Raw genomic sequence first — 15,924 nt, forward strand, 5'->3', positions numbered from 1 at the left:
ATATGGATAAGGAGGAGATTGTTTCAAATGAAAATCAGACGTAAAAAAATACTACTATCCGGCATTGCAGTAACTGTAGCCGGAGTACTGGGAGTTGGAGCATTGCTCCAGACCAGTATTTCCGTACAGGCCTCTCCTGCAATGATGCCAGGTATTGAAGAAATCGTAAATGAAACATCCAAAGATGAACCTTTTCGAATTCTCGAAATCGTAGATTCTGAAGCTGAGGCAGAAATCGGGTATTATGTATCCGGTCAGGAGCCGTATATCAAACTGTATAAAGACGAAAACGGAAATGCCATGTCTTTTTCGAGTCTGGAAGATGGGTTAAGTAAGCTGTCGGAAAAGCAGCGAAAAGAATTTGCCACGAATAAAAAAACAGACGAAAACGGAAATGTATCTTCCGCAGGGAAAAATATAGAGAGTCTTTGCGGAGATTCCGCAGAAGAGTATCCGCTTGCATACTCAGAATATCAGGAGCAGTATTTTGTTTCCTCTGAAGACGGATGGAAGAGAGTTGATTTCGTAGATGCTGATGGCAATCCAAGAACTGATACAGTAAAGATTCGGGGACATTATCAGGAAAACACTGCCGGAAATGGACAGTATACGAAAGAGGAACAGACTTATTATCCAATTCGTAAAAATGTCACAGAAGATAATGCCAAAACAAACAAATATCGTGAGAATATAGAAAATTTCTATTATTCTGATGATGAAAAAGCACAAGCTCCATATGCGCTGACATTTGCAGAAGTAAAAAATGAAGACGTTAATAATGCATTAAAAGATGCAAATGACAGAGGGCAGACTACCATTCTTCCAGAATATGATTATTCTAATGGAAAGTATGGATATTATGAAAATGTATATGCAGATTTCACAGAAGATATTGCAAATAATATCCAGAATAATATTTTTAAATTTCCAGGAGAAAATCCGGTTGTAGATGAAAGCAGAGCGGTATTGATTCAGGATAATACTCCACAGGGAGCTTCGGCATTTACTGCAGGAGAAGAAGCAGAATTTTCAACTGTAAATGATGGCAGTGAGACAACAGCTGCTTCACAGTCCGAATTTGCGAGGGAAACATCAGATAATTCAGGAGCAGATGCGTTTTCAACAGGAGATTTTGGAGACGGAACTTCGGATGGCGATGCTCAGATTCCATCTTCACAGGATACTTCACAGACAGCAGGAATGGCAGATGAGCTGACTGATAATGCACAGGCGGAAGAACAGACTTCTAAAGGCCGAACGATCCTACTTGGATTTGCTAATGAAGAAACAAAGGGAACGACAGAGAATCCGTATATTTATCTGGGAGAAAATATACAGGCGTATCCGTATTATAAATATACTCTGGTAGGAGATCTGGAGAAGATCAAAGCTCTGGCACAGGACAACCAGAAAAAAGATGCAGAAAGTGTCACAAATAAAACACAGATCGTACGTAATGAGAAAGATATTACACTGGAAGATGGACAATATTGGTACTGGAAAATGGATACTGCAAGCGGACAGCTTGCCAGATATCCTCTTTCCATAGTGACCGGACGTCAGGCAGTACCTTACAGTGACATAAAGAAAATAGACAGCAGTCTGGATTACAACTATTATTACACTGTAGAAAAAGCATATTTCTGCTGTGAAGCTTCTGCTGATGCAAAACTTCCTACAGATTATCAATATTATGGATGGTATTATGCGTCTTATCCGCAGAATGACGGAAATACCTATATTAAAGTAACAGACGGTGATGGAAAAGTTGCAACGCATTATATTTCCGATGCAGAATATAAATTGACTCCCGGAACTGGAGATTATGATTTTATTCCGAATGAACAGGAACCGGAGCAGACAGTAGAAGTAAATCATATATTTTATCAGGGCGGATATGTAAACCACGACTGGTTTAAGCGATACGTATTTCATTTATCACCTGATGACGAAGAACAGTTTGCGAATTTTGACATTAAAGTTGATACGATTACGGCTCAGGAATTTAACGAAAAATATGGTATCCAAACAGCAGCTGTCAGTACGGAAAATGCAGAAGGGGCAGCTGATATTGCTGACAGTGCAGCCGGAGATGATGGTGCTTCATCAGATTCTGAAACGGATCAGCTTTCTGATGAAACACAGATGGAGGAACCTCAGCAGGAAGAAGCGCAGACAGAAGAATCACAGACAGAAGAGCTACAGGAAGACGGGGGTGAAACATCTGAGGTTGATTCTATGGTCAGTGAAGCAGGAGTTGAGTTAGTTTCTATTGAAAATGAAATAAATGATAATGTAGCCGATGAATTCCAGGATGGAACAGATGCTGCATCAGACACTGATAATACAGATGCACAGCAGGCAGAGAGTGAGACTGTAACATCCGGAACACCGGATGCCGATTTTTCAGATGGTGAAAGCGATGGTACAAGTGCCTTTTCAGCGGGGACAGCACAGACTGCGACAATTGCAGACAGTGAACTGTCACAATATGATCTGATTTATGTAAATGGAATCGTCACAACTGAAGCAGTGCAGGCGATGGGAACCATCCCTGTAATGATTAATTCTGTAAAGGCATATAGAGAAAATGATTTGCTGGAGGCATTTTCTGCTTATACAGAGCCGGACGATGCAGATAGGCATTATGTGGACAGAATGGTTTATTTCTTTAAAAATACTTTTTCTGATGACAATCCTTCTGGCTTAATAAACAGAGACTTTCATACAAATTTCAATTCAGAATCAGAGGGAAGCACATTTACAGATGGAAGCAGGTCGGAAGGATTTGAAGAGATTCTGAAATATATCGAAAGTGAAAACCAGTATCGTCAGATCGGACAGACAACAGATGAATCGCAGTCATTATCAGATGGAGAAGAAAACTCTGACAGTGAAAGTTCGTTTTCCGCAAATAACTCGAAGGTTCAGTTATTGAGTAAAGAGCTGACACAGGCAAGAGCGATTGAGTATATTATCAATTATCAGTATAAACGTAATTTAAATACGAAAAGCAGTATTAAGGTGTTGGAAATAGAACCGGCAAAAACCGGAAGTACACTTGATCAGAATACCGTATTAGGATGGTTGGGCAAAAAAACGAATGATCCAATTGAGATAGATACGGTGACAGCTGATTGTGAACAAAATTCAGGAAATGAGAAACATCCAGCATCTAATATTTTAGATTCTGATCAAAACTTATTCTGGCATTCAGCATGGAATAGCAGTGGAACGAATTATCATGCATCAGGAAATCATACTTTAACGATAACTCTGAAAAAGGCATCTGATATCAGCGGATTTATATACACCCCCAGAAGATATAGTACAAATGGGGATCAGAATGGAAAAATACTGAATTTTGCAATAAGCCTGTATGATAAAAACGGTAAGGAACTGTTAAAGGATGAAACAAATGACAAAGAATTATATACAGACAGAACAGATAATACAAGTAAAACATATACATTTAAAGATGGAAAAACTTATAAAAATGTAAAGAAAATAACGATAAGAATAACGGAAGCATATCATGACAATACAACGAGTGACACGATAGCGTCATGTGCGCATCTGGAATTTTTTAATAGTGAGAATATACAGACACAGGTTACCGTTACATCTATGACTGCATCTGAGTATGTAGGACATGTTGATGATATTAATTCTGAATATGACATGATTTACATTGGAGATTCTTTGAATGAAAGTTCGCGTGATATAAGGATTAATGGTACAAAACCGATGTTATATACCCATGTGGGCGGTGCGATTAATTTGAATGACATACATACAGGAAGTGGTTCGAACGATATAAGAAAGTTCTCTCTTATGGGAATGTTAGATATTGATTATGTTATAGGGACAGATGGCAAAAAAAAGATACGTAATACAAATTTATATAATACCGGAGAGAATGGCGAGACACAATATGCGGGGTTGGGATCGTTAAGAGGTTCAGGAAATGACATTACCAGACAGCAATATAATGAGTTACTGGATTTTGTAAAAAGTGGATATCCGGTTGTACTTGGAAATTCTCTGGTAGACAGTAAAAGTGGAAAAATATCTACGCAGACTGTAGATAACTCATCCTGGTATTATAGGTTCCTGAATGAGTCGCTTTCATACGAAAACGTATCTACAGTCAGTGGATTGTCAGATTCACAATTTACTTTTTTTGCGAATCTTGCAAAACCGGTAATCGAGTTTACTGACACCGGAAGACCGCTGGAAGTTCCGCGTACAGGAGGCGGTCAAAACTCATCCAATACCGGCTATTTGTCGGCAGATAAGGAAAATATAGAATATACGTTTACTGTCAAGAATGATTCAGATGCAGCACCGGCTAGTACAACTTATAATTGCCAGCTGTATTTTGACCTGAATTTTGATGGTAACCTTTCCGATGCAGAAGAGCAGAGTAAGTATATAGAAATATGTGATGACGCAGGAAATGTATTATCCAGAAAAGACGGAGTATATCAGTTGCGGATTGGCAAGACTTATACGGTGGCAAGAAAAATTCCTTATGACTATTTTAAGGCGATTAACTGGAAATTGCAGTTGGTAAGTAATTCCAATTCCAGCGTCAGGACTTCGGTAACCGGATATTCCAAGCGTAATAAGCAAAATGGAAAACAGAAAGTTAATGTCTTACAGATTATACCATCTGTACCATCTGGAGGTGATGCAACTCTTGCTACCTGGAATTTGGAGGATGACTGGACGAAGAATCATAGCAGCTGGTTTTATAAAGAAATGTCTGCTGTGGAAGATTTTACGTTGAATATTCAAACAAAAACAGTTGCAGAGTATGTAGATAATCAGAAGCAGTTAAAAAATGGTACCATAGATAAAAATCAATCTCTGCTAGATGGAAAGGATATGCTGATTCTGGGATTTGGAGATGTATATGAAAATATAGATAATACAGACGGTGCGGTAGATAATATAAAAAGATTTATACAGAATGGCAAGAGTGTTATTTTCACTCATGATACTACATCGAATATCAATTGGAATTATAAGGAATTTAATAATGAGCCGATAACAGAAGATGGAAAACAAATTAAAGACAGCTGGTTATGGAAAAACTCTATTAACCGACAGGACTGGGGATATTCTCTTAATTCTCTGTTTCGTAGTATAGCAGGACTTGACCGTTATGGAATTACAAATGATGAGGCATATTCAATTAAAGGGGGAAATACCAATATCTCAAGCCTTCTGAAAGCCGGAAATATGTTGTCTGCAAATGCATCAGATGTGGATTTTGATTATATGGAACAGATGGTTGGTGATGTAGCTTATGTTACGAATTCTAACCGTTCTCAGAGTTATATGCAGACGCAGGGATACATCAATAAAGAAATTACTAAAATGAAAGCCGGGGATGAAGTAAATAGCATCACAAAAGTAAATGATGGAATTATTACAGAATATCCTTATAAATTAAAAGATGGGGTCAGTCAGACATATACCGTTGCGAACACTCATGGACAGTATTATCAGCTGGCACTGGAAAAAGATCTTGATATTAATGGAGTCAGCGATGGAAAGAACGATATTGTAGTCTGGTATTGCCTGAGTGGAGATTATTATCAGAATTCGCCTAATGATGTAAGAAATAACTATTATTTTTACAGTCGTGGTAATGTTATTTATACAGGTGTGGGACACAGAAAGGTTACCGGAAAAGACGAAGTAGATCTTTTTGTTAATGCAATTGTAGCTGCTGCAAACATCACCGCGGTTAGTCCTTATGTGGATTTCGTAAAAACACTGAATCCTGCTGCGCAGGTAGAGAAGACCCGGTATTATGCAACGGATCAGACGAGCTGGACTCAAACGGATGCCAATACTCTGGAGAAAGATATGGATTTTTATATTAATATAAAGGATTATAATATGATCAGTTCCAGTCTCAGCCAGGAGGATCAGGATAAAGAGGACATGACTGTTGAATTTTATATTGGTGGAAACAGTATAGAGGACAGCGTGTCTATTAATTCCGTAATTGGAAAAATGATTCCGTATAATAAGAATGCAGATGTAGTTACTCTGGATACTTCAGACGGATTATTCCATCTGAAAGACAGAGATAATGATGCGTATAAAATCAGTATATCAGATATTGAACAGTATTTGCAGGAATCAGGTGGAAATTATAAGAATAACTGTAATCTTTATGTTAAAGTTACAAGTAAGGCGGCTCTTTATGGTGAATTAAAAGAAAATTCATCAGTGACATCAGTTTCATTAAAACAGCGTCAGCTTTTTGAGCTAGATTAATATAAAGAGATATATTGGATTGGAACTGGGACTCCCGTCCTCTTACTTTCCTGGATGCAGAGGTAGTCGCAGGGACTGGTTGGGGTCGCACCCCCTGTCGGGAAAATAAAGAAACGAAATTTGTCTTAAAAGTTCTCTAAAGAAAGTATAAAAATCTAACTGAGTCACAGACTGGCACCCATCCAGCCTGTGGCTTTCTTCATTCCCTGGTTGACACGCCGGCCATCATTTGCTACACTGAAATTACATATCTGGGAAAGTTCTAAGGCCGTTCGGTCAATCTGATTCCACATATGAAGCGAAAATAAATATGGTGGAAACAGTACAACGGCACATATAAATTCTGCAGAAACGATGCTGCTTCCTCCATCATAAGGAAAGGAGCATGCAGATGCAGAATGAAAGAAAAAAACTGGAAGAGCTAAACCTGCTGGATGATTTTCTCTTCAATGCCATGATGACATATCCTGAAATGGGAGAGAAGTTTACACGAAAGATTCTGAAACTTTTGTTTAACAAGGAGTTTCGAAATCTGAAAGTGATCGCACAGAAATCCTATGGAGGATTGAATACGGATCTGAGGGGAGCCCGGCTGGATGTTTATGTAGAAAGTGATGACAGCGCTGAGATAGATGCGTCAGAAGATGCATCTATTTATGACCTGGAGCCGGATAAGAATGATAAAGCAAAGTATATTGCCGCATTTCTACAGAGAATCCGCTTTTATCATGCTATCATAGACAGCCGCAGCCTGAAATCAGGAGTGTCGGCCTGGCGGGGTCGCACCCTCTGTCGTGAACTATCTGGTAGAGAACAGAGAAATCAACAGTCAGATTGATTACTCTACTGGTGGCAGACCATCTATTAAGTATACGAAGCATTGAGAAGTATAAAATGAAACAGCTCTGATTTTTTTCGAAAAGTTCAGAGCTGTTTTTTCAGCAGAATATCAGAAAAATTATTCTGCCGGTAATATTGTTATTATGGATTAACAACCGAGATGGAAATATTTGCAGATTGCATTAAATAACTCGGAGCAATTACTGAAATTAAAACACATAGATATTACGTCCTCCTTATTCTTATTATTTGTGTTAGCTAAGCACAAAAGAATAGTAACATTTATGAAATATCTTCTCAATAGGAGGTAGCTGGAAAATCTGGAATTAAGATGAAAATGTTGATGATTTGGAAGTAAAAGTGTGATAAACTGTAAAAAACAAAAGCTGGAGGTTCATTATGTTAGTGTGTGATTATATCGTAGAATCAATTGATGGAGATTATGCGCATCTGCGCAGGACAGATGTTCCTGATGAGGAATTAAAACTTGTTGCGAGGGCGCTTCTTCCTTTTGATATTGTAGAGAGAAGCAAATTACACTATGAAATGATGCAGTATACGATAATCGATTAATTAAGTTAGAAAAATTCACTGTTCCGATTGTAAAAAATAAGCAGTGACAGCGGCCTGGCGGGGTCGTACCCCCTGTCGTTTACAAGTACATTTGGCTATCCAGCCAATACATATGCCAGTGCCAGAGAATTTTCCCCCATTTTTCATAATAAACAGGCAAATGTAGAAATAACCACTATGACAACATCTGAATTTGTCGGACATATTGATGACTTAAATACAAAGTATGACATGATCTATCTGGGGGATGATGATAAGGATTTGGATTATGATGGTAATTTCCGACCAGATGATAAGGTGCTTTATTATCATGTTGGTGGAAATAGATTGGCACGCTATGAATTACAGGGTTTGATGAATCATGATTATGTCACGAATGGAAGTCAAAAGAAAGCCGCTACGGTGGGGGAAACAGATTCAACTACAGGTACTACTATTGGCTCTGTTCGTGGTTCTGGAAATGATATTACAAAAGAAATAAAAAATAAACTGGTGAATTTTGCAAAAAGCGGGTATCCGGTAGTAGTTGCAGGAAATATTTATGGTGAGAATAAAAAAACGATATCTACAACTCTGGTAGACAATTCTTCCTATATTTATGATTTCCTTAATGAAGTAAAAGGATTTGATAATGTATACAAAGAGGGAGAGATTACAGCAGATGAGGATATAAATTTCTGTGCGGAACTTCCAAAACCAAAGATTGAATTGAGCAGTTACCCTCCTTCTGCAATTGGAACAGGGGATGGCCCATCGAATGAATTTCTTACCGGAGAAAATATGACTTTTCAGTTTCAGATTATTGACGAGGCGCAGGCTTCACCTGCTAATGCAGAATATAATTGTGAATTGTATATTGATCTGAACTGTGATGGTAATTTCTCAAAATCTGAGAAGCTGGATGATATTGCAGTCATGCAAAATGGAAATGTTATAAAAAAGGAGAATGGGATATATCAACTTTCCCTTAATACAACGTATACAGTTTCAAGAAAAATCCCGCAGGAATATATCAAACTAATGCCGTGGAAACTGGTAGTCACCAACAATAATAACAGCGAGATCCGAACGTCTGAGATTGGATATACAAAAAGACAAAATACAACTTCAACCCAAAATACAATTAATGTATTGCAAATTATTCCAAATAATAGTGCCGAATGTACATGGAATTTGGCTACAGATACTACGTTTCAAAATCTGTTTGATAATGTAAAAGATTTTAATGTTAAGATTAGTACAATTACTGTAGGACAATATGAAACCCAGTATTCTGCAAATGCAACCTATCTGAATCAATATAACATGTTGATCATTGGATTTTGCGATGGTGCTGGTTATGGAAGTAGTTATGGAGGAAATAATCCTACAAACTTTTCAGAGAATGACGCTCAGAGAATCCTGGAATTTGCAAATACAGGAAAGAGTGTGATCTTGGCTCATGATAATACGTCATCCTCTGTGTATGATAGAACTGCGCAGAATGGAGGTATTAGTGGTGATTCTACGTGGAAAGGTTGGGCATACTTTTTTAACCAGACACTTCGCAGAGCTTCAGGTATGGATAGGTACGGCATCACTGCCCCGCAGTCAACTTCTGATATATTAAAACAGGCAAAAGAATTAGATACAAATGCACAGTCTACAGATTGGAATGCTATTTCTAAGAATTCCAGTGATATGGCATATTATCTGAACAAAAACAAAGAAAAAACATATTCAGAAACGCAGGGATTCACCAATGGAAAATTAAGAATTGCAAATACAACACGAGAAACCGGAAGTACGGAAGTAACAACTACAGCATCTCAGGTAAATGAAGGTGCAATAACAGAATATCCATATAAAATTGATAAAAAAATAACCGTTGCCCCCCACACATTTCCAATATTATCAATTGGCATTGGAAGAAAATGCAGATGAGGATGATTCAGGTGATCTTGTAGTGTGGTATTGCCTTGGCGATAAAGATAATAAAACCGGAAATGGATATTATGCTCATTCACCCAAAATGATGTCAGAAATAATTATTATATCTATAGCTATAAAAATATAATTTATACAGGTGTAGGGCATAAGCCTGTCACTGATAAGGGTAATCTTATGGAAAAGAAGTTGTTTGTCAATACTATCATAGCCGCATATAATGCACAGGCAGTTAATCCGGAATTGATGTTTGTAAAGCAGGCAAATATAAATGCTGCGCAGGAAAAGACTGTTTATTACACACTCGACAATGTTAATTTCAATGAATCCCAGGAGCTTATTAAAAACAAACCACTTGAATTCCATTTGAAAGTGACAGATTCCAACCTGGTTGGTACTTCCCTTGCCGGAACAAACACAAAAGATTTGAAACTTCAATTGTACATAGAGTCTGATGGTGGTAAAAAAGTTGAAGGAATTGGAGGAGAAAACACAAATGTGGTGCCGATAGATGTTCCAGTATATGAGGCTGGTAATAAGGATTCATTAACGACAGATTCCAACGGATACATCTATGTCAACAGCGGAAAGGTATATAATTTTACTCTAAATGATCTGCCAGACTATGAGAATTATTTAAAAACAAGTGCAGGGTATAAGGGAAAGGTTACCCTGTATGCTAAAATTTCATGCAAGTACATTTACTACGGCACAGAAAAAGAAGCACAATCCGTTGCGCAAATAAACATCTGTCAACGCCAGCTTTTTGATTTGGATTGATGTAAAAACTTTATAACTCCAAATTCTGAAAGCCTCAGACTGGTACAGCACAGCTACCCCGGTCCGGGGCTTTTGGCATCTGACAATTTTTACAAAAATGCCTTGAAACTACTGAAGAAGCATGCTAGTATAAAATCAAAGCATATTTCTCTCAAGTTTCAGGGCATTTTGCCGTCTTATATTCTAAATTCATTTCAGAAATCCATGCTTTTAATTCCAATTCAATTAAAAAAGCAGGGGTTCTGAACAATTTGGAAAAGAGCAGTATGTTCTTACGCTCCTGCTGACACAGGAGGTACTGTCTATGGCAAAAAGAAAGAACAAAAAAGTCACTGCAAACCGTAATTACAAGGATACAGTATTCCGAAAACTGTTTTCTGACAGAAGAAACCTACTTTCTCTGTATAATGCGATCAATGGAACAGCGTATACAGATGAAACGAAGCTGGAGATTGTTACACTGGAAAATGCAATCTATATGGGAATGAAGAATGATCTGGCGTTTATCATTGATACGAATCTTTTTCTGTATGAACACCAGTCAACCTACAATCCCAATATGCCGTTGAGGGATTTATTTTATATATCCAGTGAATATCAGAAATTAGTGGACAGGAAATCCCTGTATTCATCCATATTGCTGAAATTACCGGCACCGAATTTTATTGTATTCTATAATGGAAAGCGGAAAATGCCGGACAGATGGACGAACTGTCTGTCAGAATCCTATGAAAATCAGCAGGGAGATCCTAATCTGGAGTTAAAGGTAGTTACGATCAATATCAACAGCGACTGCAACAGGAAATTGATGGAGCAGTGCAGGATTCTTGGAGAATATGCGCAATATGTAGAAAAAGTACGTAAAAATGCGGAGACTATGAGTCTGGATGTTGCTGTAAAAGAAGCAGTGGATGAATGTATTCAGAAAGGAATTCTGGCGGATTTTCTCAGAGTCAACCGCGCGGAGGTTATTGCCATGAGTATATTTGAGTATGACAAAGAGGAAGAAGAACAGAAACTGCAGGCAATTTATGAAAAGCAGGGTGAATTAAGAAAGGCAAAAAGCATAGCCATTTCGCTTGCGCAGGAAGGAGAATCCGTAGAGAGAATAGCAAGAATCCTTGGTGAAACGGAAAAAACAATTAAAGAATGGATGGCTGAAACGTATTAAAATTGGTTCCGCAGTATCATTAACCGAATGTTACTGCGGAACCTTTTTATATCTGTCTGCTGTTTTAACTGGGTAAGTCGAGCCGGTTGGGGTTGCACCCCCTGTCGGGAAAATAAAGAAACGAAATTTGTCTTAAAAGTTCTCTAAAGAAAGTATAAAAATCTAACTGAGTCACAGACTGGCACCCACCCAGTCTGTGGCTTTCTTCATTCCCTGGTTGACACGCCGGCCATCATTTGCTACACTGAAATTACATATCTGGGAAAGTTCTAAGGCTGTTCGGTCAATCTGATTCCACATATGAAGCGAAAATAAATATGGTGGAAACAGTACAACGGCACATATAAATTCTGTAGAAACGATGCTGCTTCCTCCATCATAAGGAAAGGAGCATGCAGATGCAGAATGAAAGAAAAAACTGGAAGAGCTAAACCTGCTGGATGATTTTCTCTTCAATGCCATGATGACATATCCTGAAATAGGAGAGAAGTTTACACGAAAGATCCTGAAGCTTCTGTTTAACAGGGATTTTCGAAATCTGAAAGTGATCGCACAAAAATCCTATAGGGGATTGAATACGGATCTGCGGGGAGCCCGGCTGGATGTTTATGTAGAATGCGATGACAGTGCGGAGATAGATGCGTCAGAAGATGCATCTATTTATGACCTGGAGCCGGATAAGAATGATAAGGCAAAGTATATTGCCGCATTTCCACAGAGGATCCGCTTTTATCATGCTATCATAGACAGCCGCAGCCTGAAATCAGGAGAGGATTTTGGAAAGTTAAAGAGAGTATACGTAATCTTTATCTGTAATTACGATCCTTTTAGTTACGATAGGGTGAAATATACAATACGAAATATGTGCGTAGAAGAACCGGAAATGCCATATGATGATGGTGCACAGACAACCGTATTGTATACTAAGGGAACAAAAGACGATGACATATCCGAAGAACTCCGGCAGTTCCTGAATTATATGGAGAACACAACCCAGACAAATGCCGTAAATGATACACTAAAAGATATCCAGAAAATGGTGGATATTGTAAAGCGGGACGGGGAGGTGTCTTTAAGCTATATGAAGGGTTTTGAGAGAGATACGATCATGTATGAAAAAGGTCAGGAAGCTGAACGCAAAAATACAGAAAGGGAACGCCAAAGAGCGGATTCTGCTGAAAAAGCAAGGGATGAAGCTAAAAAAGAGAGAGAGGAAGCTGAAAATGTAAGGGATTCTGCTGAAAAAGCAAGGATGATTGCTGAAGAAGAAAAAATAAAAGCCCAGAAAGAGACGGCAGAAGCACTTAAAAGAGTAGCGGAACTGGAGAAGATTCTGCAATGTAAAACTGCGGAGATTAAATAAGATTATCTTAAGACAGTCACAGACTGGAACTCACCTAGCCTGTGGCTTTTTCACCCATTGTTTTTGAGTTGAATTTTTGGCACATTCCGCATATACTAACAGTAGCTAAGGAATGTGGTGAGATTCCGTGAAGCAAAGCAAAAGCCCTCAGAGTGCCAGCTCTGGGGGCTTTCTTGCTCGTTGCGGTGAGCTATTCTGTTCAGTCAAGTCTAATCTTGCTTACAGTTGACTGCAATCGCATTTTTGTAATGTACGGTCAAGTCTAAACCTGTTTATAGATGACTTGCTATCCTATATTTGTAGGAATATCTCCATTCCTTTATTTCTGATAATGCAAGTGTACCCTTTCATATGTGGATTGTCAACAGAACCAGAGGGGGTATGAAATGAAAAAATATTATTATTGTACTGTATGATGAGCAAGTGGTATAATAATACATATTTATATTGTTGGAAAATAGCACGGTTTGTAGTGGTGCTTGTATGCCTGGCATTAACTGTGACAAAATACAAAAGACTATAATAAACAAAATTACCTGTGAAAGGAAAATCCATGGAACTGACAGCAGAAAATGTTAAAGGGGAAAAAACAAAATATCGTCTTGCGCAGTCGATGAAAGAATGTATGAAGACAACAACTGTAGACAACATTACGGTAAAACAGATTACAGAAAACTGTGTCCTTACCAGGCAGACTTTTTACCGGAATTTCATGGATAAATTTGATCTGATCAACTGGTATTTTGATAAACTTCTGGCAAAATCCTTTAAGCATATGGGAATGGGAAAAACAGTTTATGATGCACTGGTAAAGAAGTTTACCTATATTCAGGAAGAGCACATTTTCTTTGCAGCGGCCTTTAAATATGACAGCCAGAACAGTCTGCGCCAACATGATTTTGAACTGATCCTGGCTTTCTATGAAAATCTGATCCGTGAGAAAACAGGAAAAATTCCGGATGAGACCATACATTGTATTCTGGAAATGTACTGCCAGAGTTCTATTTATATGACTGTAAAATGGGTGCTGGGGGAATTGGAATGTGCACCGGAGGGACTGGCGAAAATTTTAGTTGATGGGATGCCTGGGAAACTCTCCCAGTTGTTTGAAGAACTGGAAATATTGTCATAAACATAACAGATTAGTGCACAATTTTACCTAATTATTTTCGTATTTATTGCACAAACTTAGTGAGAAAGTTACATTTGAGCGAAAGTGTAACTTTCTTTTTTGAATTTACATTGTTAGAATAATAACAAAGATGAGCGTTGCGGAAACTTATCTGTAAAGAATATCAAAATGTAAAATACTGAAAGGAATGGAAATCATTATGGCAAACAGAATTAACTTAAATCAGACATCTTATCACGGAGCAGGTGCAATCGAGGAAATCGCAAACGAAGCAAAAGCACATGGCTTTAAGAAAGCTTTCGTTTGTTCTGACCCTGACCTTGTAAAATTCCATGTAACAAGCAAAGTTACAGATATTCTTGAGAAAAACGGACTTGCATATGAACTGTATTCAGACATCAAACCGAACCCTACAATTGAGAACGTACAACACGGTGTTCAGGCATTCAAGGATTCAGGTGCAGATTATCTGATTGCAATCGGCGGCGGCTCTTCCATGGATACTTCCAAAGCAATCGGTATCATCATTGCAAACCCTGAATTCGAAGATGTAAGAAGTCTGGAAGGTACAGCTCCTACCAAGAAACCTTGCGTACCGATCATTGCAGTTCCCACAACAGCAGGTACAGCAGCAGAGGTAACAATCAATTACGTTATCACAGATGTAGAAAGAAAACGTAAATTCGTATGTGTTGACCCACATGATATGCCGATCATCGCAATCATTGATCCTGAAATGATGTCTTCTATGCCCAAAGGACTGACAGCTTCTACAGGTATGGATGCTCTGACTCATGCAATCGAAGGGTATACAACAAAAGCTGCATGGGAAATGACAGATATGTTCCATTTAAAAGCAATTGAGCTGATCTCAAAATCTCTCCGCGGTGCTGTTGAAAACACAAAAGAAGGTCGTGAAGGAATGGCTCTTGGCCAGTACATCGCAGGTATGGGATTCTCTAACGTAGGTCTTGGAATTGCTCATTCCATGGCTCATACACTTGGCGCTGTTTATGATACACCACACGGTGTTGCCTGTGCAATGATGCTTCCGATCGTTATGGAATACAATCAGGAATGCACAGGCGAGAAATATCGTGAGATTGCCAGAGCAATGGGTGTCAAAGGTGTAGATGAAATGTCTCAGGATGAGTACAGAAAAGCAGCAATCGAGGCTGTTAAGAAGCTTTCTGTTGATGTAGGAATCCCGACTAAACTGGAAGCAATCAAAGAAGAAGATCTTCAGTTCCTGGCAGAATCCGCACACGCAGACGCATGCGCACCAGGAAATCCAAAAGATGCAAGTGTAGAAGATCTGAAAGATCTGTTCCGCAAGATTATGTAATGAATTACTTTTGCAAAATAAAAAAGCAAAAAGCAGCGATTAAGGCCACAGACTGGAACCCACCCAGCCTGTGGCTTTCTTCATTCCCTGGTTGACACGTCGGCCATCATTTGCTACACTAAAATCCTGTCTTTGACAGTTACGAAACAAAAAAATCGCTGTACCTCTTGATTTTACTGGGGTTCGGCGATTTGGTGTGTCGTTTTGGAATATAGTATTTTATTTCCGGCCTTTACTTTTTTTCTGAATGTTTTTCATCTGCCTTTTGGTGATAAATTTATAATCCGTTTCAAAGCCGCAAACAGTGTGCAATGCATCGGTTAGCTTGTCTTGTGTGTAAAGTGGAATAAAACCTTGCTCTTGTATATCGGCGAAATTCATCGTTCTTAATTTATCCAAGATTGTTTCGCAGCTGAAGGCATTTTCCAGGTTTCTTTCAAGGTAACGATATATCACTAATGCAAGGAAACAGATAAGGAAATGGGATTTTACTGGAG

10 protein-coding genes and 1 pseudogene are annotated in these 15,924 nt (G+C 38.5%); 9 read left to right on the forward strand and 2 right to left on the reverse strand.

Annotated elements, in window-relative coordinates; genetic code table 11:
* The first annotated feature begins 27 nt into the window (after positions 1–27).
* The 6 genes from WKT11_RS02790 (at position 28) to WKT11_RS02815 (ending at position 11,587) form a co-directional block, all read left to right on the forward strand.
* On the forward strand, positions 28–6,297 hold the full coding sequence (locus WKT11_RS02790) for a DUF5057 domain-containing protein (protein ID WP_340282392.1): 6,270 nt from the start codon (positions 28–30) through the stop codon (positions 6,295–6,297).
* Positions 6,298–6,688: 391 nt separating this feature from the next.
* Positions 6,689–7,135, forward strand: a complete 447-nt coding sequence (locus tag WKT11_RS02795; RefSeq protein WP_147348293.1) for a hypothetical protein — start codon at positions 6,689–6,691, stop codon at positions 7,133–7,135.
* Between the two features lie 401 nt (positions 7,136–7,536).
* Entirely contained in the window at positions 7,537–7,710 is a 174-nt protein-coding gene (locus WKT11_RS02800) for a chorismate--pyruvate lyase (RefSeq protein ID WP_117677730.1), read from the forward strand.
* A gap of 177 nt (positions 7,711–7,887) precedes the next feature.
* Entirely contained in the window at positions 7,888–9,633 is a 1,746-nt protein-coding gene (locus WKT11_RS02805; RefSeq protein ID WP_340282398.1) for a DUF5057 domain-containing protein, read from the forward strand.
* Between the two features lie 180 nt (positions 9,634–9,813).
* On the forward strand, positions 9,814–10,416 hold the full coding sequence (locus WKT11_RS02810; RefSeq protein ID WP_340282400.1) for a hypothetical protein: 603 nt from the start codon (positions 9,814–9,816) through the stop codon (positions 10,414–10,416).
* Between the two features lie 304 nt (positions 10,417–10,720).
* Entirely contained in the window at positions 10,721–11,587 is an 867-nt protein-coding gene (locus WKT11_RS02815; RefSeq protein WP_117677728.1) for a hypothetical protein, read from the forward strand.
* 171 nt (positions 11,588–11,758) lie between these two features.
* Here WKT11_RS02815 and WKT11_RS02820 read toward each other — a convergent pair whose 3' ends face one another.
* Complete coding sequence (locus WKT11_RS02820; protein WP_340282402.1) at positions 11,759–12,049, reverse strand: hypothetical protein; 291 nt, start codon at positions 12,047–12,049, stop codon at positions 11,759–11,761.
* Here WKT11_RS02820 and WKT11_RS02825 point away from each other — a divergent pair.
* The 3 genes from WKT11_RS02825 to fucO all read left to right on the forward strand — a co-directional run bounded on the left by WKT11_RS02825 (position 12,048) and on the right by fucO (position 15,427).
* A complete protein-coding gene (locus WKT11_RS02825; protein ID WP_340282404.1) occupies positions 12,048–12,950 on the forward strand; it encodes a hypothetical protein in 903 nt (300 codons plus the stop codon). The two genes, WKT11_RS02820 and WKT11_RS02825, sit on opposite strands and share 2 nt — an antisense overlap.
* Before the next feature lie 553 nt (positions 12,951–13,503).
* Entirely contained in the window at positions 13,504–14,082 is a 579-nt protein-coding gene (locus WKT11_RS02830; RefSeq protein ID WP_117674663.1) for a TetR-like C-terminal domain-containing protein, read from the forward strand.
* A 199-nt stretch (positions 14,083–14,281) separates the two neighbouring features.
* Positions 14,282–15,427 (forward strand): lactaldehyde reductase, encoded by a 1,146-nt coding sequence (fucO, locus tag WKT11_RS02835; RefSeq protein ID WP_118246921.1) that lies wholly within the window; start codon positions 14,282–14,284, stop codon positions 15,425–15,427.
* 219 nt (positions 15,428–15,646) lie between these two features.
* Here fucO and WKT11_RS02840 read toward each other — a convergent pair.
* Positions 15,647–15,919 (reverse strand): annotated as a pseudogene (locus tag WKT11_RS02840) (IS1634 family transposase); the annotation flags it as partial.
* Positions 15,920–15,924 lie beyond the last annotated feature (5 nt).

Source organism: Blautia sp. HCN-1074, assembly GCF_037890165.1.
GTDB lineage: Bacteria > Bacillota > Clostridia > Lachnospirales > Lachnospiraceae > Blautia_A.

Coding starts and splice junctions, on each gene's coding strand:
- WKT11_RS02790 (WP_340282392.1), top strand. CDS start 28: ATGAAAATCAGACGTAAAAAAATACTACTATCCGGCATTGCAGTAACT.
- WKT11_RS02795 (WP_147348293.1), top strand. CDS start 6,689: ATGCAGAATGAAAGAAAAAAACTGGAAGAGCTAAACCTGCTGGATGAT.
- WKT11_RS02800 (WP_117677730.1), top strand. CDS start 7,537: ATGTTAGTGTGTGATTATATCGTAGAATCAATTGATGGAGATTATGCG.
- WKT11_RS02805 (WP_340282398.1), top strand. CDS start 7,888: ATGACAACATCTGAATTTGTCGGACATATTGATGACTTAAATACAAAG.
- WKT11_RS02810 (WP_340282400.1), top strand. CDS start 9,814: ATGGAAAAGAAGTTGTTTGTCAATACTATCATAGCCGCATATAATGCA.
- WKT11_RS02815 (WP_117677728.1), top strand. CDS start 10,721: ATGGCAAAAAGAAAGAACAAAAAAGTCACTGCAAACCGTAATTACAAG.
- WKT11_RS02825 (WP_340282404.1), top strand. CDS start 12,048: ATGATGACATATCCTGAAATAGGAGAGAAGTTTACACGAAAGATCCTG.
- WKT11_RS02820 (WP_340282402.1), bottom strand. CDS start 12,049: ATGGCATTGAAGAGAAAATCATCCAGCAGGTTTAGCTCTTCCAGTTTT.
- WKT11_RS02830 (WP_117674663.1), top strand. CDS start 13,504: ATGGAACTGACAGCAGAAAATGTTAAAGGGGAAAAAACAAAATATCGT.
- fucO (WP_118246921.1), top strand. CDS start 14,282: ATGGCAAACAGAATTAACTTAAATCAGACATCTTATCACGGAGCAGGT.